This window comes from Pseudomonas maioricensis, assembly GCF_022790535.1.
GTDB classification, from domain to species: domain Bacteria; phylum Pseudomonadota; class Gammaproteobacteria; order Pseudomonadales; family Pseudomonadaceae; genus Aquipseudomonas; species Aquipseudomonas maioricensis.
The window spans coordinates 1-24,363 of the sequence record NZ_LOHG01000017.1 but is presented as its reverse complement, the minus strand read 5'-3'; the positions used below and the strand labels follow the sequence as shown (position 1 = coordinate 24,363).

Below are 24,363 nucleotides of genomic sequence, written 5' to 3'. Positions count from 1 at the left end.
TGAAATTCGTGTCTTAGTAGCAGCAGGGTCGGGCGTGAAAGCGTCCGGCCATGCTTAATTACCCTCACCGTCGATTGGCCAGAACAAGACCCAACCATGGCAGAACAACCATCACACCTGAACAATGAAATCCGCGACATGCTCATGGACTGCGGGCTGTTTGACCCGCTGCTGCCTGCTGATTTTCAGACCGCTGCGGGCTACTTCAACATGGCTTCGATTGCCAAGGGCGAAGCAATCTTCAGCGAAGGCGATCCGGGTTCATTCATGAGCATCATCCATTTGGGTACGGTTTCTGTGCAGAAGCTCAACCCTGAAGGCCAGACGGTGGAAATCGCCGTATTGCGTCGCGGTCGGGCCTTTGGCGAGATGGCCGTGCTGGATGGCGAGCGGCGTTCAGCCAGTTGCATTGCCGCAACCGACTGCCAGTTGCTGAACCTGGGCCGTGACGCGCTGGAAAAAATGCTCGATGAAGCGCCGCGTGTCGCAGCGAAAATCATCCGCGCCCTCGCGACCTCCTTGTCCAAACGCCTGCGTATGGTTGATGGCCAGTTGTTGGCGCAGCAGGTTTAGCGGCTCCCCACTGCAAACTTGATAACCCCTGCCCCTCGTAGGACCGGCTTTAGCCGGGAGGGCGTCAGTGATCATCTGATTATTTAGGCCGAGGCGGCATGGGCGTCGGTGCATTTGGGTCCTGCCCCGGCACGGGTTGCCCCTTGGGCGGCTGTGGCAGTTCGACTTTCGGCAACAACGGCCCGCTGCCCTGGGTCCCGTTTATGAGCGGCGGCCCCGACGGTACTACTTGCGGATACGGCGTCGGCGTCGCGGTGCCCGGCGAACCCGATGAGGGGATAGACGCTGCTGACTGATTATCCGCCTGCACGACATTTACCCAGAGCGCAGTCAGGAAAATCGCCGGTAGAATAGCGCGCTTCATCAATGGCCTCCTGTGCCAAACGATTGTTGTGCGGCTCAGCCTACTCCTGGCCGATGACATGTGGTCAAAAATCTACCTCTGAATGAGTCTTCAATGAAACGTTTCGTTCTGCTCGACACCACTGCCATTCCCGATAACGGCGGGGCTTTGTGCCTGTTCGAATACGGTGAAGACTTCGTCATCAAGATTCAGGGCGGCGATGGCGGCCAACTGATGAACACCCGCATGCACGGCTCCGAAGACGCGTTGGCGGAGATCCCCTGCAAAAAGGTGGCCTCACGCGTACAACCCCGTGTACTGATCGGTGGTTTGGGCATGGGCTTTACGCTGGCCTCGGCGCTTAAACATCTGGGCAAGAATGGCGAAGTGGTTGTCGCTGAACTGGTGCCGGGTGTGGTCGAGTGGAATCGCGGGCCGCTGGGGGAGAAATCCGGCAATCCGCTGTTGGACCCTCGCGCCAAAGTAATCGTGCAGGATGTCGCTCAGGTGCTCAAAAGTGAGCCACACGGCTTCGACGCGATCATGCTAGACGTGGACAATGGCCCGGAAGGCCTGACGCAGAAATCCAACAGTTGGCTGTACTCTTCGGGCGGGCTGGCAGCGTGCGCGCAGGCATTGCGGCCCAAAGGCATACTGGCGGTCTGGTCAGCGAGTGCGGATCAGAAGTTTTCCGACAAGCTGCGCAAGGCCGGTTTCAAGGCAGAAGAGGTGCAGGTTTTCGCCCACGGCAACAAGGGCACCCGGCATACCATCTGGATCGCCGAAAAACTCAAGGGCTGAACCCCTTGCGACGCGCTAGACTTGGCGCATTATTGTTTCACGACCGAATCCGATACAGGTGACCCCATGAGCACGGCCAACCCACCCTCCCACACCGCCAAGCTGGATCGCATCCTGGCCGACGCCCAGCGTGACCGCGAAATGGGTTATCGCGACAAGGCATTGCGCATGTACCCCCATGTCTGCGGCCGTTGCGCACGCGAGTTTGCCGGAAAGCGCCTGAGTGAACTGACCGTTCACCACCGCGATCACAACCACGACAACAATCCTCAGGATGGCTCGAACTGGGAATTGCTCTGCCTGTACTGCCACGACAACGAGCACTCGCGCTACACCGACCAGCAGTACTTCTCGGAAACCTCCACCAGCAGCCCGAAAACAGCCAAGGCGACGCACAATCCGTTTGCGGCGTTGGCGGGACTCATGAAGAAAGACGACTGATAGCGCGATCCAACTCCAGACGCATATCCTGTGGGAGCGGTGCTTGCCCGCGATAGAGCTGGACGCGATCTAAAGTGGACCGCGTCCAACCCTATCGCGGGCAAGCCTCGCTCCCACAGAATCGCGTTTCAGATCGGAATCTCACCATCAGAAGATGCGCCATTTATTCGTGCGCTACGAGAAATGCCTAAAGCCCGTATAATCGCCCGCTTTTCCCAGCGAGCACTTCCCCGTGGCAAACAAACGCTATGCCTGCATCGGCCTGTTCAATCCCAAGTCTCCGGAAAACGTAGGCTCCGTGATGCGTGCGGCGGGTTGCTATGGCGTCGCATCGGTGTTCTATACCGGCAAACGCTACGAGCGCGCCCGGGACTTCATTACCGACACCAAGAAGATCCATCAGGACATCCCGCTGATTGGCATCGAGGATCTGAAAAGCATCCTGCCACTGGGCTGCATTCCAGTCGCCGTGGAATTGGTGGACGGTGCCCGCGCCCTGCCTGAATACACTCACCCGGATCGCGCACTGTACATTTTCGGCCCGGAAGACGGTTCGCTGGACAAAGAGATTCGCGACTGGTGCGAGGATGTGGTGTACATCCCGACCCAAGGCTGCATGAACCTCGCTGCAACCGTAAACGTCGTGCTGTACGACCGCATGGCCAAAGGCATCAACACCCGCTCGGGCCCGCAATTCGGTCGCGAACAAGCTGATTCGTAAACACTCGGCAGAAATGGATTGAACAGTTTCGGAAGGCGACAGTCAGTTCTTACTGAACCGAAATCATCTCATCACGGAGCACGATCATGAGCGATACCCCGATCATTGAGCGCATCGACAATGCAGTCCAGGGCCAACCGCAACAGAACGTTCAAGGCTGGGAGCGCGTCGGCTCACTGGCAGGCGGCGTCCTGATGATGGGTAAAGGCTTGCGCCGTGGCGGCTTCTTCGGCCTGATTCAACTGGCCATTGGTGGCGCAGTATTGGCTCGCGGGATCACTGGGCACTGCTCAGCCAAGAGCCTCGTCGAAAAAAGCCGCAGCGACCTGGACATTGCCAAATCACGCATCAAGCGTGCCGGTGATGAACTGAGCCTGTTGAAGACCAAAGCTGAAGTGGCCACTGAAGATGCGCTGACTGAAGGCCTGGAAGCGCTGACCAAGCCGAAGAACGGGCTGTAAAACCCACCGCACCGGTAGGAGCGAACTTGTTCGCGAGAGGCGGTGACTGACACACCGCCTCGCCAACAAGTTGCCTCCTACCGATACGCGCAGTAATTCACCCCGCCCGAAAGATCAGGTAATCCTCCCAATCGTCCTCAGGCACGCTGTTCTCGCTGACCATACGGCCAGACTGGGAGATGCGCTCCTGATGCACTGCATCCCGGTCACCGCACACAAGGTGATGCCAGAGTGGCAGGTCTTTGCCTTCACTGACCAATCGATAACCACAGGTCGGCGGCAACCATTTGAACTCATCAGCCTGCCCAGGCGTGAGCTGGATTCAATCCGGCACCGAGGCGCGACGGTTCGGGTAGTCCGTGCACTGACAGGTCTTCAGGTCGAGCAGCTTGCAGGCGATGCGCGTGTAATAGACGCTGTTGTCATCCTCATCCTCAAGCTTTTGCAGGCAGCACAGGCCGCAGCCATCACACAGCGACTCCCACTCGGTGGTATCCAGTTGTGCGAGGGTTTTGCGGATCCAGAAAGGTTCGACTTTAGCGGCCATGGGTTCGGGCTATTAGCATCAGGTAGGAAAAAAGGCGGCCAGTCTAGTGCGACAAGGCCCTCGGGCCAAGTGTGGTCGACTGTCGGTACGCAATACTTGTCATCTGACGGACGGCGCAGTAGTTTTAGTCCGCTGCTTTTATACGACATCCGCGATGCCTGCCGTCAACGGCCCACCGCTTGAGCGTTCCTCCCTCCTTGCCTTTCAGGATTCTCATGAGCACAAACCCTCGCATCGCCGATCACCCTATCGACCCACAATTCACCGAACGCTGGTCGCCTCGCGCGTTCAGTGGCGAAAGCATCCCTGAGGAAACCCTGCTGAGCTTTTTCGAAGCCGCTCGCTGGGCACCTTCGGCGTATAACTCGCAACCTTGGCGTTTTCTGTATGCACGTCGGGACACGCCAAACTGGGAGCGTTACCTGGGCCTGCTGAACGAATTCAACCGTAACTGGGCCCAGCACGCGGCAGCGCTGGTTATCGTGATTTCCAAGACGACGTTCACAGCCCCTGGCGCGACTGAAGAAAGCCCGGCGCTGTGGCATACCTTTGATACCGGTTCTGCCTGGGGCTATCTGGCACTGCAAGCAAGCCTAAGCGGCTGGCACACCCACGGCATGGCCGGTTTCGATCAGGAGCTGACGCGTAAAGAGTTGAACGTTCCGGAAGGCTACGCACTGCACGCAGCGGTAGCGATCGGCAAGCTGGGGGACAAATCGACCTTGCCTGAGTATCTGCAAGGTCGCGAGGCCCCGAGCCCACGTCAGACCGTGGCGCAGTTGGCGGCTGAAGGTGATTTCAGCCTGTAAACACAAAATCCGGTAGGAGCGAACTTGTTCGCGAGAGTTTTCCCTGACACGCCTCGCCAACAAGTTGGCTCCTACCCGGATGCGACGATAGACCTAGCCTCAATACCCCCGCGAAAAATCCACTTCCCCGCGCAATTGATCACCCGCCTCGTACGCTTTCAGGTTTTCCAGAAACAAACCGACCATCGCTACCGGCGACGTCGGCGCGGAACTGTGCCCTGTCAGCAACAAGCCCCAGGCGGTCCAGAACGGATGACGCTGCGGCAGAGGCTCCTGACGGCATACGTCAATCACGGCGCCAGCCAGGTGGCCTTCTTTCAGGGCTTCCACCAGATCAGCATCAACCACGGCCACGCCGCGCCCCACGTTCATGAACAAACCCGTAGGCTTGAATTTGGCGAACAGTTTCGCGTCGTACAGATCGTGGGTTTGCGGCGTGTTCGGCAGCAGGTTGATGACGTAATCAACCTCCCCTACCAGCCGATCCAGATCTTCCATGGCGCCCACTTCAACAAAGGGCGCTTGAGTGCGAGCGCTTGAAGCAATCCCGTAGACCTGCACGCCAAATGGCACCAGAAACTGCGCGACGCTCAGGCCGATATCACCCGCCCCCACGATCAGCGCCTTGCGGCCTGCGAGGCTGTGGCCGGTGCGGTTGTCCCACTTGCGCTCGACCTGGCTGACCAGACGGGCCAGGACTTCGCGCTCATGCCCTAACATGTAGGTCAGAACGAACTCGGCCATCACCTGACCAAAAATGCCCACGGCACGGGTCAAACGGTAATCTCGGGTAAGCCCGTCAACCAGCAGCGGCGTAACGCCAGCCCAGGTTGATTGCATCCATGCGGGTTTGTGTCCCTGACGTAACAGGTTGGCCAGCAAATCCGGCTGACCGAGCCAGACCGGGCAATCAGTGGCAAACCTGGACAGCTCCGCAGAGTCGCCAGTACTGAGGATTTCCAGCTCAGGCGCAGCCTTGCGCAACAACTGGGTATAGACAGGGTAATCGTGTTCGGCGATCAGAACGCGCATGGCTTCAAAACCTTAAAAACAATACATGCGACCGATGACCGGCAATACGCACGTCATCGTGCGCACTGACCAGTACCAGTCTTTATAACGTCGGCTAACGGTTGTTCGCTCTGGCTCAGACCGGGTCGTTGCGACGCAACAACTCTTCGGGCAAGTGCTCGATGTACTCGTCTTCTGCTGGCGGCATCTGCAGGTGGTAACCCTGGGTGTCGAGGTTTTCCAATACCTTATTGATGTCCTCGCGAGACAATGTGCGCTCAGGGCTCAGGACCAGATCAAACGCGTGAAATGGCTTGCCGAAAGCGACCATCAACTCCGGCGGTACGCGCTTGAGCTCATCGCTCTTGAGCACGTAGAGGTACATTTCATTTCTTTTGCTACTGCGGTAAATCGAGCAAATACGCTTCACTGCTGTTCTCCTGCGTTGGCCAGGCTGTCGAGCAGCGCCTGACCCATCAATTCGCGGCGCCAGCCACGCAGCGAATCGGGCAATTGGTAGGGGCCATCGGGAAAGCCGCTTTTGAGCAAGGCTTCGAGGGTCTTTTTACGCAACATCAGCTCTGGGGCCATATCCAGTTGTTCGGCATAGCGTTGGCCGACGGCACGAAGTGTCTTGATCACGGCCGCAGCCTCGATCGGCAAAGGCTCCGGCAACGCTGGCGGCCATTGATCCGGCGGCACGCTGCCCGATTTTTTAATCAAATCAAGAATGAATTCGCCATCCTGACGCACTGTCTTGGGATGCATATCGTCGATCTTCGCCAACGCGGCCAGACTGTCTGGTTGCGTTCTGGCCAGCGGCCATAGCGAATGCTCACGCACGATACGATTACGCGGCACATTACGGGCACGGGCTTCACGCTCGCGCCAGGCACACAGTTCACGCAATACTGCCAACTGCGCACGTGAAAGCTTCCAGGCGAGCTTGGCGTCGCGATACACCTCGTACGGGTCAACGTCACGACGCAGGTTGGCAACCAGCTCCGCCCCGTCCTCCAGCAGCCATCCGTATTTTTCATCTGACAGGCGCGGACGCAAAATGCCGTACAGCTCGGCCAGATGCACCGCGTCTTCGGCGGCATAGCTGATCTGGGTCTCGGATAACGGGCGTTGCAGCCAGTCTGAACGGGTCTCACCTTTAGGCAGGTCGATATTCAGTACGTCCTGAACCAGCCTGGAATAACCCATGGAGAAGCCAAGGTTCAGGTAAGCCGCTGCCAGTTGAGTATCAAACAGCGGCGCTGGCAGACTGCCCGTCAAACGCAGCAGGACTTCCAGATCTTCGCTGCAAGCGTGAACCACTTTGATGACGTCAGGGTTTTCCAGCAGTGCCGACAACGGCCGCCAGTCATTGATCAACAAAGGGTCAATCAGCCAGGCGCTGGTACCGTCACCGATCTGCAGCAAGGCCGCGATAGGGTAAAAAGTGTCGACCCGCATGAACTCGGTGTCGAGGGCAACAAAGGGCAATGACTGCCACTGTGCGCAATGCAGGGCGAGGCTGTCGTCGTCGCGAATCCAGTGAATATCGATGGCCACACGGCTCTCCCTTGAAGAATGGCGCGCAGTATATATCGCCGTCAGCAATTACCGCGCATCTGTCCTGCAAGTGTTGAACATCTTCATCTTGGATTTACGGCTAATGTGGGCAAAAACCGACCGTTCATCGGGCCAGCGCTCCGACCTTCAGAACGCTAACTGCCCTTGCTCGTCGATCTGCAGCTTTACGCGCTCCAGACGCAACAGGAATTCCTTGCGATGCTTGCCGCCACCATAACCGGTGAGCGAGCCATCTGCGCCGATCACCCGATGGCACGGCAGAACGATAGACATGCGGTTACTGCCATTAGCCAGCCCTACAGCGCGACTACCTCCCGGCTTACCCAGCAACAAGGCGATTTCGCCATAGGTGCAGGTGGTGCCGTAAGGGACCTGACGTAACGCTTCCCACACCTGATTCTGAAAAATACTGCCTGGCGTGTGCAGGGGTACTTCGAAGCGGGTCAACGCGCCTTCGAAGTAGCGTTTCAGTTCGTCTGCGACCTGCAGCAGATGCGGCGTATCTCCCGCGCCGATCAGGTAACCATAACGGCTACGAAGCTCTTCGATTTCGCGCATCAAGATCGGCCGATCCAGAAATTCGAGCATCACCAGCCCACGCTTCTCAGCCATGGCCAACATTGGGCCCAGAGGTGTTGGCAAGATGTTGAAATACAGCGGCTCGCCAGTGGAGGGTTTGGCCGGTTTGGTTTGCAGGAGATTCTTCAGGGCGGCGTTGAAGGCGAAGACCTGTTCAGTTCCTGCCTTGTCGATTCCTTCCAACGGATGCTCCTGTGTTTTATATAGGTACTGATAGTCGCGCGGAGCCCATGACTCAGCGCTTTCTAACGGCAAACACCGAACCTGTGGGAGCTGGGCTTGCCCGCGATAAGGCTGGACGCGATTCACTTCAGATCACGCCCACCTTATCGCGGGCAAGCCCAGCTCCCACAGAGATTGCATTTCAGATCGTTGACTCTGTTTCATTTTAAACCCATAAAAAAGCCGCGACAGGTTTGCCTGTCGCGGCTCTCGTTTAACTCGTCAGCCCGCGATCAAACCGCGCTGCGACGATACGCACGGTATTTCGGCTGCCAGAAGTTACGCTGGATCGCCTCAACCAGAAACTCTTCAGTAGTTTCCAACGCCACGCCATCAGCCTGAGCCTGCTTGGCGACGGCCAAAGCGATCTTCTTGCTGACTTCCTGAATCTCCTTCAGCGGCGGCAATACCGCGTCGCCCTTGCCCGTCACCATCGGTGAACACTCAGCCAGCGCGTTGGACGCCGCCATCAGCATCTTGTCGGAGATCCGCGTGGCTTTCGCCGCGATCACACCCAGACCAATGCCCGGGAAGATGTAGGAGTTGTTGCACTGCGCGATGTGGAAAGTACGGTCGCCCACAGTCACTGGCGCAAATGGACTACCGGTGGCTACAAGCGCATCGCCGTTGGTCCAGGTCAGGACTTCCTGCGGGGTGACTTCTACTTTCGAAGTCGGGTTGGACAGCGGCATCACCAATGGCTTGGCGCAGTGCTTGTGCATCTCGCGGATGATCTGCTCGGTGAACAGGCCACGCTGGCCCGACACGCCGATCAGCACAGTCGGTTTACCGTTGGTCACTACGTCCAGCAGCTCAGGGTAACCCGAGCCACTCGACCAGCCCGCCACGTCGCCAGCCTTCTGGGCGAGGTTTTTCTGGAAGTCCAGCAGGTTGTCCATGCTGTCAGTCAGCAGGCCGAAGCGGTCAACCATCATCACTCGCTTGCGCGCTTCTGCTTCCGTCAGGCCTTCAATCACCATCGCGGCGATGATGTGCTCGGCGATACCGCAACCCGCCGAACCGGCACCGAGGAACACCACGCGCTGCTGACCGAGGGTTTCATTCTTGGCCTTGCAGGCCGCCAGCAAGGTGCCGACCGCAACCGATGCGGTGCCCTGAATGTCGTCGTTGAAGCAGCACAGCTCGTCGCGGTACTTGTCCAGCAACGGCATGGCGTTGGTCTGGGCGAAGTCTTCGAACTGCAGCAACACGTCCGGCCAGCGACGCTGAACGGCCTCGATGAACAGCGCGATGAAGTCTTCGTATTCCTTGCCGGTCACCCGCTTGTTGCGCCAGCCCATGTACATCGGATCGTCGAGCAATTCCTGGTTATTAGTGCCGACGTCCAGCACGATCGGCAACGTGTAAGCCGGGCTGATACCGCCGCACGCGGTGTACAGCGACAGCTTGCCGATTGGAATGCCCATGCCGCCGATGCCCTGATCGCCCAGACCGAGAATCCGCTCGCTGTCAGTCACGACGATGATCTTGATCCGATCCTTGGTGGCGCTGCGCAGAATGTCGTCGATACGGTCGCGATCCGGATACGAGATGAACAAACCACGGTGCGTGCGGTAGATCTTGGAGAATTCCTGACACGCCTGCCCAACCGTCGGTGTGTAGATAATTGGCAGCATTTCGTCGAGGTGAGAATCCAGCAGGCGGAAGAACAACGTTTCGTTGTTGTCCTGGATCGAACGCAGATAAATATGCTTGTCCAGATCACTCGCGCACTGCTGATACTGGCTGTACACCCGCGTCACTTGCTCTTCGATCGTCTCTACGTTTTGCGGTAGCAGACCGATCAGATTGAATTCGACCCTCTCTTGCGGGGTAAAAGCACTGCCTTTATTCAGCAGGGGCATTTCCAGCAGCGAAGGGCCGGCATAGGAAATATATAAAGGTCGCGAAGTCTTGGTCATTTTCAGTTATCGCCTTTTCTTGTCTACTCGTATTCAGTCCGTACAACCGAGGCTCGACACCCGGAATCTCCACCGGAGCGCATCAGGGCGAGCCTCGAAAAAATCGGGGGTCGTGAAATCAAGGTGCACATCTTACTCGCGCAAAATCGTGTTGCGACAATTTGCCGCTACTACATGGCGAAAGGATGGCAAAAAATCAGACTCGTATGCCCCGGCGCTGCTGGGTAGACTCGGAATTGTCACGGAATATGTTGACCTCTGTAGGAGCTGCCGAAGGCTGCGAAGGCGTTTTCCTGACATACCGTATTTCGCAGCCTTCGGCAGCTCCTACAAAATCGTGCGTATCGTCCCCATTTCAGAGAGGTAACCCATGCTCAACAACCGACGCTTCTCGGCATTCCTGTTCGACATGGACGGCACGCTGCTCAATTCCATCGTCGCCGCCGAGCGGGTCTGGACTCACTGGGCAGAACGCCACGGCCTGGACGTCAAAACCTTTCTACCCACCATCCACGGTGTGCGCTGCATCGACACCATCCGCAACCTGAACCTGCCCGGCGTCAACCCGGAGCTGGAAGCCCAAGCCATTTCTCAAGCTGAGATCGACGACGTAGAAGGCGTCATAGAAGTCGCCGACGCCGCCCGCCTCCTCGCCTCACTCCCGCCAGAACGCTGGGCCATCGTCACCTCAGCACCTCGCGCCCTGGCCGAGGCGCGCCTGAAAGCTGCGGGCCTGAAACTGCCGGTCAACATCGTCACATCCGAAGACGTCAGCCAAGGCAAACCCGCACCGGACTGCTTTCTGCTTGCAGCCAAACGACTGGGTGTTGATCCGAAAGACTGCCTGGTATTCGAAGATGCGCCAGCAGGCATTGCAGCCGCCGAAGCAGCTGGCGCGAGTGTGGTGGTGATTACGGCGACGCATGAGTATGAGATGGAGACGCAGCACGGGACGCTGGCAAGTTATGAAGGGGTGACGGTGGTGGTTGATGCTGAGGGATTGGGATTGATGCGGGTGTAACCCGCATCAAAATAAAAGTTAGATCGCTCGAACAATAATCTGACTTTTCAGGTCCTTAACCATCGCCTCGATGGGCGCCTTCATCGCGGTGAAGTCTTCAGGCGAGCAAACTGCACTGCTTCGTTTGAACTGGTAGTGACGTTTGAGCACGACGACATTTGCTTCTTTTTCGTACGTGGAACCGTAGTCAAAGCCAGCCTGGCTGATCGTTGTAGCCTTGGGCATAGCAATAATTTCTACGCCGTCCGGAAACTCGAAACGAACCTGTTCTTCGCCGTTACCTGATATACACGTGAAACCCTGTACTCGCTCGCTTTCAGAAACGAAGGCAAATACATTGTCTGCGATACCGCCCGCAAAGCTACTGATCGTAGGGACCCCGATAGGCCCCGGCAGATTGATCAGGTTTTTCGTACGGCCAGTAATCTTCATTTCATAGTTATCTGTGGTGCCGTCCAACGCCCCCGCATCCAGTTCACCGCTGGCCGTCTGCCCGTAGGCCGCAAGCGCTCGCTGAATCAGCTGATTTCGATCCGAAGGCTTCATGGATTTCAGTACATAACGATTCAGCTCAGCCCCCCACCCGGTTATGGTCGATAGCTGAGTAAAGTCAGCGCCGCCTGTGACGTCGATTTTGAAGGTGATCGAGTTACTGGCTCCCCCATCCTGATTGGCTGGCGTCCTGCCCAACTTACCCAGGCGAGTAATGACCACGGGCTTATCCAGATCGGGAACCGGTAAGTATCCACCGGCAATGCCCGGGATAGTTGAATCCAGATAGAGATCAAGACTCGGAACATAGGTAATGACATGGTTGATAACACCCAATGTCGGCACCTTGGGCAAGGTATACGCGTTGCCCAGGTTGATCAGCGCAGGACTGCTTTCGATATTCACCGCAGCGAGCAAAGCCTCCAACAACGCGACGTGGTCTTTGCAATCACCGTAACGATTGGCAAGTATCGCTTCGGCGGAGTGAGGCACGACAGTGCCAGCGCCTACATAAACCGCCACGTAACGAATATTCATGCGTACCCAGTCGCTGAGCGCAATCGCTTTGGCGCGCGGAGTTTCGGCTCCTGCTGTGACCTTGTTAGCCAGCTTTACAATCTCAGGAGTTGCGGCAGCCTGGGCTCGTGCGTCGTAGGCTTTGCCGAATGACGAGAAGTCGGCAAAAGTTGAAACAGCCAAGTATTGACCGTAATCGATATACGAGACCGAACCTCGCTCGGGACGCGCCTTGTCACTCTGCACATAATCCCAACGATAAACTTGACGCCCCGGTGCGGCAGCCTGGCTAACAGCCTTGAAGCCTCTCACATCGGCATAAAGTGGTTTGTCTTCAGGCAGGTCATAAATCAGCGAGAACTGTTTGGCCGGGTAGTACCACGCGGGAGTGATCTGTTCGAACTGCCCCGGGAATAGAGGAGTCGTGCGATGTTTCTGATAGTGAAGAACCAGTCGGTCACCAACCGCTACTTCAGGGAAAATCACCACTTTGACCAAGGTGTCCTGAAACATGGGGGCGTTAGCGGACGCTGGCTCCTGCTGCTCACGAATCTCATCCGCCTTTACCAGAACCTTTCGACCATCCGGCTTCTGCGTGTACGCCTCCGTCACATCAAGTATTTCCAGAGATCGGTTGTAGCTCAGCGAGCGTTGAGCCTGCGCCTGGACGCCCCGCTCTTCATTGATAAGCATCACGACTTCGGATGTCAGCAGAAAGCTGCCATCGTGATTGATCACGTGAGCGTGAATGTATTTCTCAATAGTGACCGATGAATCGTTGCCGTCACTGTTCGCATGAGCTGCGCCAGTCCAGGTAACAATCATCAACAATCCAAGAGCCAGATTACGACGTATAACGCACATTAACTGCATAAAATCCCTTTATAAAAATCCAAATACAAACGCGTCGCATTCTACAGGGTTGATGCATTAGCGGTGCAATAACAGGTTATATGCGGTCAGTCAGGGATTACTGTTCGTGTGGATCTGGGACGGGTTGGCCCAAGACCGGCCGATGGATTCCATGCGTCAAAACGGGTGAACCCGAAGTTATGAAGAGGTTACGGCGGTGGTTTATGCCGACGGGTTGGGTCTCATTCGGAACTGACCATCAGAAGGCATGCAAGCAATAAGCGATTAGCTGAGTAGCCTGGCCAACAACAGCGTTACCGTGGACACTGCGCCAATCATGCCAATGGCAATTGCGACGGGATACCAGAAGATTTCGCGAGTCATTTTGCGAGCTTCAGCATTAAGCTTGGTTTTTTCAGCGCCGAGCTTGTCAGCCTCCAGAACGAGCTTGTGCGCTTCGGCTAACATTTTGTTGATCTCGGCTTTGGTTTTTTCGAGCTCGGCTTCAGTCATGACGTGTTCCTGCAGGGTTTCCTCTGAAATGAGCGCCTGGATACGTCCGCGCCTCTGAACCTGATTTCCCTCGTTATGCCGAGTGGATTCAAGTTCATCTTCAGCCAATTCCATTTGGCGACAGCGGTAGTTATTCATATCTCCCAGCTCTCGACTATCAACCTGCGGAAAATAGGACGATTCCTACACTCCCCTGGACCGCGTTAGCCGCCCCCCCTATCCCCGTGAGAAGTTCTGTGTTTGCCAGCTATCCCGTAGGAACGGCTTCAGCCGGGAGGGCGGTATTTCTGCCGAAGGATATCTAGCGAATGCCCCCAACCTCCTCCCGGCTGAAGCCGTTTCTACGGGATGGCGCAGAACCTGTGGGAGCGAGGCTTGCCCGCGATTCAGGCGCCGCCGGGCATCAGGTACAACGGGAACCACCAACACGCCAACAGCATCCTCCACTGGCTATCCGATCACCCCAATTCACGCATCAATACCCAACCGTCTACGCCGAGCCACCAGCGCTCGCCGAAATGACAAATCTGCATAATCCATAAAAAGCCGCGCCAGATGATTGAGCGCTACCTCCTCGCCTTCACTGCCCACAACGAAGTCGAAGCCCAAAGCACGCTTGTTCTCGTCGGGCAACTCATCCCAACTGGTCATGAGGTAGGCGTACATGGAGCTGACGACTTGCTGCCGGGTAGGCGTATTTGGCAGGCTTTTCCGCTGCTGACGACACTCAACACATTTTCGCGTGGTAATCAGACCTTCCGTTATTTGCTGCAAACGAAGTGAATATCTATTTCTCATGCATGACTCCTTCTTGCTCAGGTGAATGCTTCCGTGACTGCATGCATGATAGATCCAAAACCCATTTTGGGATAATCCCAATTCGGGTTTATTTAGATAGCCGGATCATCAAACGGCACACCTGAGTGAAAACCATCCATAACACCCGCTACCAATCCCTCCTGACCCTTCTACTGGAAGCGCGAATAGAAGCAGGCCTGACTCAAAAAGAGCTGGCCACGAAGTTGGGACGACCGCAGTCCTTCGTGTCGAAAACCGAGAATGCGGAGCGAAGACTGGACGTGATTGAGTTTATGGATTTGTGTCAGGGGCTGGATGCGGATCCGCATCAGCTGCTGGTTCGGCTAGAGAATATGCGTGTGGGTTAATGACGGATAATCATGAATCACAAAGCTACTGCCTGAAGAACACGGCCCTTAAAAACACTATGACAAAAGCAATCTATCGACGAGAACATCAGGTGCTGATCATGCTACTCCGCACGATCAGAGAAAATGCCGACCTGACCCAATCGGAGTGCTCCTCAGCACTGGGTCGACCGCAGTCATTCATGAGCGATGTGGAAAAAGGGTCACGACGCCTAGACCTGATTCAACTGCGGGATTTGTGTGCGGTGCTTGGTTATGCGTTACCGCAGTTTGTGAATGAGTATGAAGAGGCGCTGGCGTCATCAGAGTGAAGACCAACCACAACACCCGCTACCAGTCCCTCCTGACCCTTCTCCTGGAAGCACGAGCAGAAGCAGGCCTGACCCAAAAAGAGCTGGCCACGAAGTTGGGACGGCTGCAGTCCTTCGTATCGAAGACAGAAAATGCCGAGCGGCGGCTGGATGTGATTGAGTTTATGGATGTGTGTCGGGGGCTGGATGTAGATCCGCATGAGCTGCTAACTCGACAGGGAGAGATGAATGCAGAAGAATAAGCGCCCCTCATTATCCACACAGCCCGTTGATGTACCGCATAAATAGAGATGATCCCAAGACGGTAGGCAGTGCCACGAATTTCGTATCCGTGCTGACCAGAACTGCGACTCAGGCCATAGCGTCCTTACGCAAAATCGCAGAAGTGAACAGGATAAAATCGTCTAAATGTTGCGTGATAATCGCCACGGTGATGGGCAATTGGAGGGTTTGATACTCGTGAACCGCGATATTCCGGAATCCCACCATATTCTTCATGACTGGCAGTAATGAAAGCTCCAACCATCCACCCCGATGAAGCAGTTCGAAAACATCACGGGCGCTTTGTGGGACGCCAAGGCTTTCACGCCGAATAAGGTGCTGCCCCATATCGAGAGCCGCCTCGCAGGCGCGCTGGATATTGAGTATCGCGGCATCTTGACGAGTGAAATCAAACTCAAAAGTTGAGGGATCCTTTTCGTACTCTTCCCGGACCCTTTGAACACAGCGTTCAATAGAGGCTGTTTTATTAATTAGCACATCATCGACCATGGACAATTCCCTTCTTCTGAATATCGTCTAGCAATCCGGACCTCGCGCAATCCAGTGAGGTTTTTTCGCTAAGCACGAAAGCTTCAAAGATTCCTGCGGCTTCATTTTTAGCCCAAAGTCGACGCCCCTTGGTAATAATCTGATATTGCATAATTGTCGAAGCGGCACGCAGGTCGATTAAATCAACATGAAAACCGGCAATATCAGCAAGCTCACCTGCCAGACGCCATAGATCCACCGGGTCGATCACACCAGGAACCAGAACAGCTAGATCTATATCGCTCTCAGCATTTGCATGACCGCTGACCTGACTCCCAAATAGATAAACACCCAAAAGGTTCGGCAGCCGATCATGTAAACAGGTCAATACATTCTGAATATTCATCTGCAGCCTCTCAGGGATCGCTTGGGCAGACCGTAACAGACCCCGGCATCGAGCTGTCATCTGATCAACCTGATAGCAGATTAAAAACAAAAAAGCCCCAGAAGCATAACTTCTGGGGCTTTCATTTGTATGGCGGAGAGATAGGGATTTGAACCCTAGGTACTGTCGCCAGTACAACGGATTTCGAATCCGTCCCGTTCGGCCACTCCGGCATCTCTCCAACGGCGCGCATCATAACAGTTCAATCGCAGAAGGCGATACCTTTTGCTGATTTTTTTTCGTGCTATCAAGCGCTTGCGTTACTTTTTCCGTCTTAGAGCGGTACGCCCAGACGGTTGGCGACTTCTTCGTAGGCTTCAATGACGTCACCGAGGCCCTGGCGGAAGCGGTCTTTGTCCATTTTCTTCTTGGTGTCCTTGTCCCACAGGCGGCAGCCGTCCGGGCTGAATTCGTCGCCGAGGACGATAGAGCCGTCGCTGAACACACCGAATTCGAGCTTGAAGTCGACCAGCAGCAGACCGGCGTCATCGAACAGTTTGCTCAGGACTTCGTTGACCTTGAGCGACAGTTCTTTCATGCGAACCAGTTGCTCGGCGGTGCCCCAGCCGAAGGCGACGACGTGGGATTCGTTGATAAACGGGTCACCCTTGGCGTCGTCCTTCAGGAACAGTTCGAAGGTGTACGGGTTGAGCTTGAGACCCTCTTCAACGCCCAGGCGCTTGACCAGGCTGCCGGCGGCGTAGTTACGCACGACGCATTCGACCGGGATCATGTCGAGCTTTTTGACCAGGACTTCGTTGTCGGCCAGCAGCTTGTCGAATTGGGTCGGAATGCCTGCAGCTTCGAGCTTCTGCATGATGAAGGCGTTGAACTTGTTGTTCACCATGCCTTTGCGGTCCAGCTGTTCGATACGCTTGCCGTCGAACGCCGAAGTGTCGTTACGGAACAGCAGGATCAAGCGGTCAGCGTCGTCGGTCTTGTAAACCGATTTGGCTTTGCCGCGGTAGAGTTCTTCACGTTTTTCCATGATGGGCTCCGCTTGCTAAGTAGTTGGGCTAGGCGATATGTCGCCAGTCGAGCCCTGAATCTTGATCGGCCAATTGTAACCAGTCCGGATCGCACCCTAGGGTGTCGACGAAACATTGCCGGGCCAGATGCGGCAGATTGTTCTTGCTGCTGAGGTGGGCCAGTACCAGATGCTGCAGATCCTGCCAGCCCAACTCGTTCACCAGGTTTGCGGCCTGATGGTTGTTCAAATGTCCTTCGCTGCCACCGACCCGCTGCTTCAGGAAGTACGGGTAGTGACCGCGAGCAAGCATGTCCCGGCAGTGGTTGGACTCGATCATCAGGGCGTCCAGACCGTGGTAGCTTTGCAGCACCGTCGGGCAGTACGACCCCAGGTCCGTCAGCAGACCAAAACGACGCGTGCCGTCGGTGAAGACGAACTGCGTCGGCTCAAGGGCATCGTGAGCGACGGACACCACATGGATGTTCAACGCCCCCAACTGCAAATCCTGCCCGCTTGCCAGATACCCGGCGACTTCAACAGGCTTGCGCAACCCTCGTGCCGTGCCGCTACTCATGTACACCGGCAGATTGTAGCGCCGAGACAGTAAACCCACGCCATGCACATGATCGGCATGTTCGTGGGTTACCAGAATCGCACTCAACTGATGCGCGCTAAGCCCTAGCCGCGCCAGTCGTCGTTCGGTTTCCCGCAGGGAGAAACCGCAATCCACCAGCACATGCGTATTACCGCTGGCTACCAGCGTGCCATTCCCTTGGCTGCCGCTGCCTAATACTGCGAAACGCACTTAACCCAGGTTGTCTTGAATGACACCCAGTACGCGACGGGCAACGTCTGCCGGTGCGACGGTGTTGATGTTCTTCTCGACGGTTACCTGAACGTTGTCACCCACTTTGCTCAAGCGCACTTGATAACGCTCGGCACGGGCATCAATCTCTTCCTTGGTTTCCTTGCTGCCGAACAGGCGGCCGAAGAAACCAGGTTTGTTCTCAGGCGTATCAGCCCGCTCTGCCAGGTTGATGTAGTACAGACCCAGGCTGCGGTTGATGTCTTCTACGCGCCATTCACCCTGATTGAGTGCACGACCGACGCTTGACCAGGCACGATCCAGATCCGAACCGACGTTGAGAACCGGGTTGCCGCTGCCGTCTTCGCTCAGGGCTACACGGCTTGGAGTGTCATAGTCACGCGCTGCCAGCAGCGACACGGAGCCGCCCTGTTCTGCGCTGCGGCTCAGGTTGGCCAGCATGTCATCGGTCAACGCAGCATCGAGTGCCACGTTGGTAGCGCGATCAGTGAACGGGACGTCAGCAGTGCTGCCTGCTGGACGCTCGGCGCTGACCACGTAGATTTCACTGGTGTTGCGTTGCACGCCCGGCTCGATACGCACTCGCACGCGGGTTTCTGCATCTGAAGCAGTGCCGCTGGCGCTCAGGCGCTTGGCGACAACCGCGGACAGCTCGTCCAGACGCTGCCACGTGGTGCTGAATTCACCTGTTTGCGGGCGATCTTCAGCGATACGGAAACCGTTATCTTCGAAATACTGATGCGCTACAGGCCAGACTTCAGCAGGCGCACGTTGAGCGAGCACCCAGCTGTTATTGCCGCTCTTTTGCAGGCTGAAATCGCTGGCATCGGCAACGGTCGACAGAGGTTGCGGGCGAGGTACTACGAATTCGCCTTTAACGGTGTCATCCGCGACGTTGCGCGGGATTGGCAGCAGCGGGTCGAGACGTTTGGTCTCCGAAACACCCGGCGGGATCTGCATCGGTGCAGTTTGCTGTGCTTCGAGGTAATCGCTGCCGCGGTCACGGAAGTAACCATCTTCACCCCACAGCCAACCGCAACCGCTGGTGCTGGAGATAATCAAGGCAAGTGCGGAAAGTCCGGCCAATCGCTTCATTGCGTAATGCTTCCTCAATTAAACCAGAACGCCGGACTGGCGCAGGGCCTGACGCAGCGGTTCGTGACAGGCCTGGCTGAGCCAGGTGAGCGGCAGACGGATACCGTCCGGCATCAGACCCATTTCATTCAGGGCCCATTTCACGGGGATAGGGTTGGATTCGATAAACAGGGTCTTGTTGAGCGGCATCAGTTTTTCATTGATCGCCCGCGCAGCGTCAGCATCACCACGCATGGCCGCAGCACACAGCTCGCTCATGGCGCGCGGTGCAACGTTGGCGGTCACGGAAATGTTGCCTTTGCCGCCCAGCAGCATTAATTCGACCGCTGTTGCGTCATCGCCGGAATACACGAGGAAGTCGCTGCTGACGCCTGCCAGGATGTCCTTGGCGCGCTGCAGATCACCCGTGGCTTCCTTGATGCCGATGATGTTCGGCACGGTGGACAGGCGCACAACAGTCTCTGCCAGCATGTCGCAGGCGGTACGGCCCGGCACGTTGTAAAGGATCTGCGGGATGTCCACCGCTTCGGCGATAGCCTTGAAGTGCTGATACAGGCCTTCCTGAGTCGGCTTGTTGTAATACGGCGTGACCAGAAGGCACGCGTCTGCGCCAGCGCGCTTGGCGTTGTTGGTCAGCTCGATCGCTTCACGCGTCGAGTTTGCGCCTGTACCTGCGATAACAGGAATACGCCCTGCCACCTGATCGACCACACGACGGATCACCTCGATGTGTTCATTCACATCAAGCGTGGCCGATTCACCTGTGGTGCCAACGGCAACAATGGCGTTGGTGCCCTCTTGCAGGTGGAAGTCCACCAGTTTGCTCAGGCTGTCCCAGTCCAGACGTCCCTGTGCATCCATGGGTGTGACCAGTGCCACCATACTGCCCGCAATCATGCAACCGCTCCTGCCGGAAAAAGAGAGCCGTAATGGTACTGGCGCTATCAGCCTTGTACAAGCGAAGTACCACGCTGTGAGCATTCCCCTGAGCGATGGTTTTCGCTACCCTTCGTTCTTTGATCGGTACTGGTCATCTGCGCGCCTCCTTCATTCGGTCGATTTAAACGTCAGAACCCCTGCTCCAGCGCTGTTGCAGCCTGCCTTTGGTCAATCGGGCAGACGCACCTCGCCAGGGTTGCGGTTGTTGTCTGACGCTGTTGATCGTCGATTCGGTTCCGCAAGCCAATAAATGTACCGACCGCTCATCGTCTAGGAATGCTGCATGTCGTCCACCCCCACAGTTCGCGAACAATTCCTTGTCATCAGTGCCCTTGGCGCAAACCCAATGGAGCTGACCAACGTCCTGTGCCGTGCCAGTCACGAAAGCCGTTGCTCGGTAGTCAGCTCGCGCCTGACCCGTCACGGCGAATACAGTGCGTTGATTCTTCAGGTTTCCGGTAGCTGGGATGCCCTGGCCCGTCTGGAAACAGGCCTGCCCGGCCTGTCCAAGAAGCACGACTTCACCACCAGCGTCGTACGCAGTGCGACGCTGGAAAGCCGTCCAGAGGCGCTGCCTTACGTGGCTTACGTCAGTTCGGCGTATCGCCCGGACATCATCAATGAGCTGTGCCAGTTCTTCATGGACCACAACGTGGAACTGGAAAACCTGATCTGCGATACCTATCTGGCTCCGCAGACCGGCGGCACCATGCTCAACGCAACCTTCACCGTGACCTTGCCTGCGGGCATCCAGATCAGTTGGCTGCGTGATCAGTTTCTGGATTTCGCCGACGCGCTGAACCTGGATGCACTGATCGAACCGTGGCGCCCGCAAGCCCCCATGTAAGGAAGTCCCATGGCTGTAGCAGTAGATCAACCGGTTAGCGATTTTCAGGTGCAAGCCACTAGCGGACAGGCGGTGAGTCTGTCCGAACTCAAGGGCAAGCAGGTCGTGATTTATTTCTACCCGAAGGACAGCACGCCGGGCTGTACCACTCAGGGTCAGAACTTTCGCGATCAGCATGAGCAGTTTCAGGCGGCCAATACCTTGGTATTTGGCGTCTCCCGGGACAGCCTGAAATCACACGAGAACTTCAAGGCCAAGCAGTCGTTCCCGTTCGAGCTGATTTCGGACAAGGACGAAGCGCTTTGCCAGCTGTTTGATGTGATCAAGCTCAAGAAGCTGTACGGCAAGGAATACCTTGGCGTGGATCGCAGCACCTTTTTGATCGATAAAGACGGTGTGTTACGCCACGAATGGCGCGGCGTGAAGGTGCCGGGGCATGTGGAAGCGGTGCTGGAGAAGGCTCAGGCGTTGAATAACGGCTGATAATTCAGATCGGCGTCGCTCAATCGCGGGCAAGCACCGCTCCCACATGAAATTGAGTCCATATGTGGGAACGGTGCTTGGTCTGGGCCGCATTCGGACGATGGGTTCACCGCTACAACAAAGGTGCCACGGTAGGCTCCTGCCTCGGCCACGCATCTAGCACGGCCTTGAACAGGGTCGCCAGCGGAATCGCGAAGAAGATCCCCCAGAAGCCCCACAGCCCGCCAAACAGCAGCACCGCGCAGATGATTGCGACCGGGTGCAGGTTGACGGCCTCCGAGAACAACAGCGGCACCAGCACGTTGCCGTCCAGCGCCTGAATCACGCCGTAGACCACCATCAAGTAGATGAACTGGTCACTCCAACCCCACTGAAACAGAGCGATCAAAGCCACGGGCACTGTGACTACGACCGCGCCGACGTAAGGCACCACCACGGAAATACCCACCAGCATGGCCAGCAACGCCGCGTAGTTCAGGCCCAGCGCTACAAAACCGATGTAGGTCACGCCGCCACAGATAAATATCTCGATGACCTTGCCGCGAATGTAGTTGGCGATCTGCCGATTCATTTCTTCGGCAACACGGGTCATCAAAGCGCGCTCGCGTGGCAAGTAACTGACCACCCAGCGGCCAATGAGACGCCGATCCTTGAGAAAGAAGAACACCAGGATCGGCACCAGCACGAGGTAGATCATGATGTTGGCCAGCAACGGCAAACTGGACAGCGAGAAAGTCAGTGCCCACTGGCCGAACTTGCCGATCTCGCCACGTGCGACTTCGATGGCGTGCAGCACCTGCTCATCGGAAACCAGATGCGGATAACGCTCGGGCAACAGCAGCAATAATGACTGCCACTTGGCAAGCATGCCCGGCAGCTCATTGAACAGCGTGATCAATTGATGCCAGAGCAGCGGCACCAGGACCAGCAAGAACACCAGTAACGCCCCCATGAACAGCATGAAGACCAGGCCGACCGCGCCGGATTCAGGCACCCGAAAACGCTCAAGCAGGCTTACCAGCCCTTGCATCAGGAACGCCAGCACCATCCCGGCCAGCACGGGCGCGAGCATGCCACCAAGGGTCAGAACAATGGTGAACGCCAGAAACAGCAACACCGCGAGTACAACCGCCTCTTCATCGGAAAAGTAGCGTTGTACCCAGTTGCGAAGCACGTTGAACATCAAAAATCCTTTTGAAGCGGATGGGCCTGAGTCGGTTACGCCTTACGCAGCCAGTAGGTGTAGATCCCGGCCTCGGCTTCCTCATGAAGCAATTCATGGCCAGCAAGCCTGGCGAAGGAACGGAAGTCTCGCTGGGATCCGGCGTCGGTAGCGATAACCTTGAGCACGGCGCCACGGTTCAGGCGGTTGAGCTCAAGCTTGGCCTTGAGCAACGGCAGCGGGCAATTAAGGCCGCTTGCGTCGACTTCAGCGTCACAGCTTTCGGGGCGCGTTACAGCGTCAGACATCGTTTCTCTCCGGGCAGGCACATCAAATTGCTATACGAAGGCAAAATGTTTCTATCAGATACATCTTCGAGGCCGGAAGAATACCGCACTCTGGCCATCAAGCACTTTAGACGGCTACAGTAGAGGTTCTCCAACTCAGAGCTCCATGGATGAATTTTCTGCGCCCCACCCTGCTGACGCTCGCATGCCTGATGACTGTTCCTGCGCATGCCGATGACCTGCCGTCCCTCGGCGATGCCAGCTCCGCGATTGTTTCGCCGGAGCAGGAACACCAGTTGGGCCGTGCCTGGCTTGGGCTGCTTCGTGGTCAGGTCTCGCAACTTTCCGACCCTCAGCTCAAGGACTTCGTCGAGACCTCGGTCTACAGCCTGGCGGAAACCAGCCAGGTACAGGACCGACGTCTTGAGTTCATTCTGATCAACAGCCCGCAACTCAACGCCTTCGCCGCACCCGGCGGGATTATCGGCGTCAACGGCGGTTTGTTCCTCAATGCCCAGACTGAAGGCGAATACGCCTCGGTACTGGCGCACGAGCTCGCTCACTTGTCGCAACGCCACTTTGCTCGTGGTGTTGAAGCCCAACAGCGCATGCAAGTGCCCGTCATGGCAGCAATGCTTGCGGGTATTGTCATGGCCGCTGCTGGCGCGGGCGATGCGGGTATCGCCGCCATTGCGGGTTCACAGGCTGCTGCCATTCAGGAACAGCGTCGCTTCTCCCGCCAGAACGAGCAGGAAGCGGACCGGATCGGCATTCTCAATCTGGAAAAAGCCGGCTACGACCCGCGCAACATGCCGACCATGTTTGAGCGTTTGATGCGTCAGTATCGCTTCGACGCCAAGCCTCCTGAGTTTCTGCTGACTCACCCGGTAACTGAATCGCGGATCGCGGACACCCGTAACCGAGCCGAGCAAGCAAAGCCGGGCGGCAAGGAAGACAGCGTGCGTTATCAGTTGATGCGTGCGCGAGTGGCGTTGATCTACGAAGAAACACCAGGCATCGCCGCCAAGCGCTTCCGTGCACAGTTGACCGAGAACCCCAATTCGGCCCCGGCGCGCTATGGCCTCGCTATCGCGCAGATCAAAGGTGGGCAACTTAACGAAGCCAGGGAAACCCTCAAGCCGTTGATCGACAAGTCACCCAACGACATCACCTACAACCTGACGCAGATTGATCTGGACATCACCAACAACCGGCTCAATGACGCGCAACAACGGGTCGACCGGATGCTGACGCAGTACCCGGATAACTACCCGCTGAATCAGGTTCGGGTTGATGTGCTACTCAAACAGAATCGTACCGCTGAAGCGGAGAAATCCCTGAACGGGCTGTTGAAAAACCGTCCTGATGATCCGGACATCTGGTATCTGGTGGCTGAGACCCGTGGCTTGAACGGCAACACTATTGGTCTGCATCAGGCCCGTGCCGAGTACTTCGCTCTGGTGGGTGATTTCAGACAGGCCATTCAGCAGCTGGACTTCGCCAAACGTCGTGCGAACAACAACTTCCAGCTGGCGTCACGCATTGATGCGCGGCAGAAGGAGTTGGCGGATCAGGAGCGCATGGTCAAGGACATGATGTAACACCTATCCCCTGTAGGAGCGCACGAGCACCGCGAGGCCGCGATAGCGGTTTATCAGGCAGACCGCTATCGCGGCC

General features: G+C 56.7%; 29 protein-coding genes, 1 tRNA gene and 2 pseudogenes. 13 read left to right on the top strand and 19 right to left on the bottom strand.

The features are described from left to right. Positions 1-96 precede the first annotated feature (96 nt). Positions 97-573 (top strand): cyclic nucleotide-binding domain-containing protein, encoded by a 477-nt coding sequence (locus tag AUC61_RS21640; protein WP_122665031.1) that lies wholly within the window; start codon positions 97-99, stop codon positions 571-573. Positions 574-652: 79 nt separating this feature from the next. Here AUC61_RS21640 and AUC61_RS21635 read toward each other — a convergent pair whose 3' ends face one another. Next, positions 653-937 carry a hypothetical protein gene (locus tag AUC61_RS21635; RefSeq protein WP_243248173.1) on the bottom strand — a complete coding sequence of 95 codons (285 nt, stop codon included), beginning with the start codon at positions 935-937 and terminating at the stop codon, positions 653-655. A 93-nt stretch (positions 938-1,030) separates the two neighbouring features. On the opposite strand from AUC61_RS21635, the gene AUC61_RS21630 reads away from it, so the two are divergent. The 4 genes from AUC61_RS21630 to AUC61_RS21615 all read left to right on the top strand — a co-directional run bounded on the left by AUC61_RS21630 (position 1,031) and on the right by AUC61_RS21615 (position 3,340). Next, positions 1,031-1,717 (top strand): spermidine synthase, encoded by a 687-nt coding sequence (locus AUC61_RS21630; RefSeq protein ID WP_027901866.1) that lies wholly within the window; start codon positions 1,031-1,033, stop codon positions 1,715-1,717. 66 nt (positions 1,718-1,783) lie between these two features. Further along, positions 1,784-2,158 carry a YajD family HNH nuclease gene (locus AUC61_RS21625; RefSeq protein WP_243248171.1) on the top strand — a complete coding sequence of 125 codons (375 nt, stop codon included), beginning with the start codon at positions 1,784-1,786 and terminating at the stop codon, positions 2,156-2,158. A gap of 232 nt (positions 2,159-2,390) precedes the next feature. Further along, a complete protein-coding gene (locus tag AUC61_RS21620) occupies positions 2,391-2,879 on the top strand; it encodes an RNA methyltransferase (protein WP_122665035.1) in 489 nt (162 codons plus the stop codon). An 86-nt stretch (positions 2,880-2,965) separates the two neighbouring features. Then, a complete protein-coding gene (locus tag AUC61_RS21615) occupies positions 2,966-3,340 on the top strand; it encodes a YgaP family membrane protein (RefSeq protein WP_122665036.1) in 375 nt (124 codons plus the stop codon). Positions 3,341-3,437: 97 nt separating this feature from the next. Here AUC61_RS21615 and AUC61_RS21610 read toward each other — a convergent pair. Next, positions 3,438-3,887, bottom strand: a pseudogene (locus AUC61_RS21610) (YcgN family cysteine cluster protein). A 215-nt stretch (positions 3,888-4,102) separates the two neighbouring features. Here AUC61_RS21610 and AUC61_RS21605 point away from each other — a divergent pair. Continuing rightward, positions 4,103-4,696 carry a nitroreductase family protein gene (locus tag AUC61_RS21605; RefSeq protein ID WP_243248169.1) on the top strand — a complete coding sequence of 198 codons (594 nt, stop codon included), beginning with the start codon at positions 4,103-4,105 and terminating at the stop codon, positions 4,694-4,696. A gap of 99 nt (positions 4,697-4,795) precedes the next feature. On the opposite strand, the gene AUC61_RS21600 is transcribed toward AUC61_RS21605, so the two are convergent. The 5 genes and pseudogenes from AUC61_RS21600 to AUC61_RS21580 form a co-directional block, all read right to left on the bottom strand. Beyond that, positions 4,796-5,728: a D-2-hydroxyacid dehydrogenase gene (locus tag AUC61_RS21600; RefSeq protein ID WP_243248168.1), complete on the bottom strand. Its 933-nt coding sequence runs from the start codon at positions 5,726-5,728 to the stop codon at positions 4,796-4,798. A 115-nt stretch (positions 5,729-5,843) separates the two neighbouring features. Next, positions 5,844-6,137 carry a YcgL domain-containing protein gene (locus AUC61_RS21595; protein WP_122665040.1) on the bottom strand — a complete coding sequence of 98 codons (294 nt, stop codon included), beginning with the start codon at positions 6,135-6,137 and terminating at the stop codon, positions 5,844-5,846. Continuing rightward, complete coding sequence (gene rnd, locus AUC61_RS21590) at positions 6,134-7,267, bottom strand: ribonuclease D (RefSeq protein WP_243248166.1); 1,134 nt, start codon at positions 7,265-7,267, stop codon at positions 6,134-6,136. The genes AUC61_RS21595 and rnd overlap by 4 nt, the downstream gene beginning before the upstream one ends. 147 nt (positions 7,268-7,414) lie before the next feature. Next, positions 7,415-8,032, bottom strand: a pseudogene (locus AUC61_RS21585) (methylated-DNA--[protein]-cysteine S-methyltransferase); the annotation flags it as partial. A 290-nt stretch (positions 8,033-8,322) separates the two neighbouring features. Beyond that, a complete protein-coding gene (locus tag AUC61_RS21580; protein ID WP_122665043.1) occupies positions 8,323-10,011 on the bottom strand; it encodes an NAD-dependent malic enzyme in 1,689 nt (562 codons plus the stop codon). A 370-nt stretch (positions 10,012-10,381) separates the two neighbouring features. Between AUC61_RS21580 and AUC61_RS21575 the strand changes: the two genes are divergently transcribed. Further along, complete coding sequence (locus tag AUC61_RS21575; protein WP_243248165.1) at positions 10,382-11,032, top strand: HAD-IA family hydrolase; 651 nt, start codon at positions 10,382-10,384, stop codon at positions 11,030-11,032. An 18-nt stretch (positions 11,033-11,050) separates the two neighbouring features. Here AUC61_RS21575 and AUC61_RS21570 read toward each other — a convergent pair whose 3' ends face one another. The 3 genes from AUC61_RS21570 to AUC61_RS21560 form a co-directional block, all read right to left on the bottom strand. Beyond that, positions 11,051-12,865 (bottom strand): DUF3857 domain-containing transglutaminase family protein, encoded by a 1,815-nt coding sequence (locus AUC61_RS21570; protein ID WP_243248163.1) that lies wholly within the window; start codon positions 12,863-12,865, stop codon positions 11,051-11,053. 312 nt (positions 12,866-13,177) lie between these two features. Next, positions 13,178-13,405 carry a hypothetical protein gene (locus AUC61_RS21565; RefSeq protein WP_122807977.1) on the bottom strand — a complete coding sequence of 76 codons (228 nt, stop codon included), beginning with the start codon at positions 13,403-13,405 and terminating at the stop codon, positions 13,178-13,180. Positions 13,406-13,873: 468 nt separating this feature from the next. After that, positions 13,874-14,203 (bottom strand): hypothetical protein, encoded by a 330-nt coding sequence (locus AUC61_RS21560; RefSeq protein ID WP_243248161.1) that lies wholly within the window; start codon positions 14,201-14,203, stop codon positions 13,874-13,876. A 125-nt stretch (positions 14,204-14,328) separates the two neighbouring features. Here AUC61_RS21560 and AUC61_RS21555 point away from each other — a divergent pair, with 125 nt between their 5' ends. Genes AUC61_RS21555 through AUC61_RS21545 form a run of 3 tightly spaced genes read left to right on the top strand, consistent with a single transcriptional unit; the run spans position 14,329 to position 15,124 of the window. Then, on the top strand, positions 14,329-14,571 hold the full coding sequence (locus AUC61_RS21555) for a helix-turn-helix domain-containing protein (RefSeq protein WP_243248159.1): 243 nt from the start codon (positions 14,329-14,331) through the stop codon (positions 14,569-14,571). A 59-nt stretch (positions 14,572-14,630) separates the two neighbouring features. Continuing rightward, positions 14,631-14,882 (top strand): helix-turn-helix domain-containing protein, encoded by a 252-nt coding sequence (locus AUC61_RS21550; RefSeq protein WP_243248231.1) that lies wholly within the window; start codon positions 14,631-14,633, stop codon positions 14,880-14,882. Beyond that, positions 14,879-15,124, top strand: a complete 246-nt coding sequence (locus AUC61_RS21545) for a helix-turn-helix domain-containing protein (protein ID WP_243248157.1) — start codon at positions 14,879-14,881, stop codon at positions 15,122-15,124. The genes AUC61_RS21550 and AUC61_RS21545 overlap by 4 nt, the downstream gene beginning before the upstream one ends. 109 nt (positions 15,125-15,233) lie before the next feature. On the opposite strand, the gene hepT is transcribed toward AUC61_RS21545, so the two are convergent. The 7 genes from hepT to dapA all read right to left on the bottom strand — a co-directional run bounded on the left by hepT (position 15,234) and on the right by dapA (position 19,865). Next, positions 15,234-15,653: a type VII toxin-antitoxin system HepT family RNase toxin gene (gene hepT, locus AUC61_RS21540; RefSeq protein WP_243248155.1), complete on the bottom strand. Its 420-nt coding sequence runs from the start codon at positions 15,651-15,653 to the stop codon at positions 15,234-15,236. Then, positions 15,643-16,038, bottom strand: a complete 396-nt coding sequence (gene mntA, locus AUC61_RS21535; protein ID WP_243248154.1) for a type VII toxin-antitoxin system MntA family adenylyltransferase antitoxin — start codon at positions 16,036-16,038, stop codon at positions 15,643-15,645. The genes hepT and mntA overlap by 11 nt, the downstream gene beginning before the upstream one ends. 130 nt (positions 16,039-16,168) lie before the next feature. Further along, positions 16,169-16,258 (bottom strand) — tRNA-Ser (locus tag AUC61_RS21530). A gap of 93 nt (positions 16,259-16,351) precedes the next feature. Further along, complete coding sequence (purC, locus tag AUC61_RS21525; protein ID WP_077571533.1) at positions 16,352-17,065, bottom strand: phosphoribosylaminoimidazolesuccinocarboxamide synthase; 714 nt, start codon at positions 17,063-17,065, stop codon at positions 16,352-16,354. A 28-nt stretch (positions 17,066-17,093) separates the two neighbouring features. Beyond that, the gene (locus tag AUC61_RS21520; RefSeq protein WP_243248153.1) at positions 17,094-17,852 is read right to left on the bottom strand and encodes an MBL fold metallo-hydrolase; all 759 of its coding nucleotides are present in this window, start codon (positions 17,850-17,852) and stop codon (positions 17,094-17,096) included. Further along, positions 17,853-18,968 carry an outer membrane protein assembly factor BamC gene (bamC, locus tag AUC61_RS21515; protein WP_243248152.1) on the bottom strand — a complete coding sequence of 372 codons (1,116 nt, stop codon included), beginning with the start codon at positions 18,966-18,968 and terminating at the stop codon, positions 17,853-17,855. It lies immediately after the preceding gene. Positions 18,969-18,986: 18 nt separating this feature from the next. Then, positions 18,987-19,865, bottom strand: coding sequence for a 4-hydroxy-tetrahydrodipicolinate synthase (dapA, locus tag AUC61_RS21510; RefSeq protein WP_243248151.1), 879 nt, complete (start codon positions 19,863-19,865; stop codon positions 18,987-18,989). A gap of 325 nt (positions 19,866-20,190) precedes the next feature. Here dapA and AUC61_RS21505 point away from each other — a divergent pair, with 325 nt between their 5' ends. Both AUC61_RS21505 and AUC61_RS21500 read left to right on the top strand, forming a co-directional pair. Continuing rightward, positions 20,191-20,754, top strand: coding sequence for a glycine cleavage system transcriptional repressor (locus AUC61_RS21505; RefSeq protein ID WP_027899149.1), 564 nt, complete (start codon positions 20,191-20,193; stop codon positions 20,752-20,754). A gap of 9 nt (positions 20,755-20,763) precedes the next feature. Continuing rightward, positions 20,764-21,237: a peroxiredoxin gene (locus tag AUC61_RS21500; protein WP_122397128.1), complete on the top strand. Its 474-nt coding sequence runs from the start codon at positions 20,764-20,766 to the stop codon at positions 21,235-21,237. Positions 21,238-21,349: 112 nt separating this feature from the next. On the opposite strand, the gene AUC61_RS21495 is transcribed toward AUC61_RS21500, so the two are convergent. Further along, a complete protein-coding gene (locus AUC61_RS21495; RefSeq protein WP_027899147.1) occupies positions 21,350-22,420 on the bottom strand; it encodes an AI-2E family transporter in 1,071 nt (356 codons plus the stop codon). 35 nt (positions 22,421-22,455) lie between these two features. Then, entirely contained in the window at positions 22,456-22,707 is a 252-nt protein-coding gene (locus AUC61_RS21490; RefSeq protein ID WP_122665053.1) for a sulfurtransferase TusA family protein, read from the bottom strand. Positions 22,708-22,856: 149 nt separating this feature from the next. On the opposite strand from AUC61_RS21490, the gene AUC61_RS21485 reads away from it, so the two are divergent. Next, positions 22,857-24,287: a M48 family metalloprotease gene (locus tag AUC61_RS21485; RefSeq protein WP_243248150.1), complete on the top strand. Its 1,431-nt coding sequence runs from the start codon at positions 22,857-22,859 to the stop codon at positions 24,285-24,287. The last annotated feature ends 76 nt before the right edge of the window (positions 24,288-24,363 follow it).

Excerpts from the sequence above, each read along its gene's own strand:
- AUC61_RS21575 (WP_243248165.1), top strand. The coding sequence starts at position 10,382 with ATGCTCAACAACCGACGCTTCTCGGCATTCCTGTTCGACATGGACGGC.
- AUC61_RS21500 (WP_122397128.1), top strand. The coding sequence starts at position 20,764 with ATGGCTGTAGCAGTAGATCAACCGGTTAGCGATTTTCAGGTGCAAGCC.
- AUC61_RS21565 (WP_122807977.1), bottom strand. The coding sequence starts at position 13,405 with ATGACTGAAGCCGAGCTCGAAAAAACCAAAGCCGAGATCAACAAAATG.
- AUC61_RS21615 (WP_122665036.1), top strand. The coding sequence starts at position 2,966 with ATGAGCGATACCCCGATCATTGAGCGCATCGACAATGCAGTCCAGGGC.
- AUC61_RS21505 (WP_027899149.1), top strand. The coding sequence starts at position 20,191 with ATGTCGTCCACCCCCACAGTTCGCGAACAATTCCTTGTCATCAGTGCC.
- AUC61_RS21570 (WP_243248163.1), bottom strand. The coding sequence starts at position 12,865 with ATGATTGTTACCTGGACTGGCGCAGCTCATGCGAACAGTGACGGCAAC.
- mntA (WP_243248154.1), bottom strand. The coding sequence starts at position 16,038 with ATGAATATTCAGAATGTATTGACCTGTTTACATGATCGGCTGCCGAAC.
- AUC61_RS21635 (WP_243248173.1), bottom strand. The coding sequence starts at position 937 with ATGAAGCGCGCTATTCTACCGGCGATTTTCCTGACTGCGCTCTGGGTA.
- AUC61_RS21640 (WP_122665031.1), top strand. The coding sequence starts at position 97 with ATGGCAGAACAACCATCACACCTGAACAATGAAATCCGCGACATGCTC.
- AUC61_RS21550 (WP_243248231.1), top strand. The coding sequence starts at position 14,631 with ATGACAAAAGCAATCTATCGACGAGAACATCAGGTGCTGATCATGCTA.
- AUC61_RS21605 (WP_243248169.1), top strand. The coding sequence starts at position 4,103 with ATGAGCACAAACCCTCGCATCGCCGATCACCCTATCGACCCACAATTC.
- bamC (WP_243248152.1), bottom strand. The coding sequence starts at position 18,968 with ATGAAGCGATTGGCCGGACTTTCCGCACTTGCCTTGATTATCTCCAGC.
- AUC61_RS21630 (WP_027901866.1), top strand. The coding sequence starts at position 1,031 with ATGAAACGTTTCGTTCTGCTCGACACCACTGCCATTCCCGATAACGGC.
- AUC61_RS21580 (WP_122665043.1), bottom strand. The coding sequence starts at position 10,011 with ATGACCAAGACTTCGCGACCTTTATATATTTCCTATGCCGGCCCTTCG.
- AUC61_RS21625 (WP_243248171.1), top strand. The coding sequence starts at position 1,784 with ATGAGCACGGCCAACCCACCCTCCCACACCGCCAAGCTGGATCGCATC.
- AUC61_RS21485 (WP_243248150.1), top strand. The coding sequence starts at position 22,857 with ATGAATTTTCTGCGCCCCACCCTGCTGACGCTCGCATGCCTGATGACT.
- AUC61_RS21490 (WP_122665053.1), bottom strand. The coding sequence starts at position 22,707 with ATGTCTGACGCTGTAACGCGCCCCGAAAGCTGTGACGCTGAAGTCGAC.
- AUC61_RS21495 (WP_027899147.1), bottom strand. The coding sequence starts at position 22,420 with ATGTTCAACGTGCTTCGCAACTGGGTACAACGCTACTTTTCCGATGAA.
- hepT (WP_243248155.1), bottom strand. The coding sequence starts at position 15,653 with ATGGTCGATGATGTGCTAATTAATAAAACAGCCTCTATTGAACGCTGT.
- AUC61_RS21560 (WP_243248161.1), bottom strand. The coding sequence starts at position 14,203 with ATGAGAAATAGATATTCACTTCGTTTGCAGCAAATAACGGAAGGTCTG.
- dapA (WP_243248151.1), bottom strand. The coding sequence starts at position 19,865 with ATGATTGCGGGCAGTATGGTGGCACTGGTCACACCCATGGATGCACAG.
- purC (WP_077571533.1), bottom strand. The coding sequence starts at position 17,065 with ATGGAAAAACGTGAAGAACTCTACCGCGGCAAAGCCAAATCGGTTTAC.
- AUC61_RS21600 (WP_243248168.1), bottom strand. The coding sequence starts at position 5,728 with ATGCGCGTTCTGATCGCCGAACACGATTACCCTGTCTATACCCAGTTG.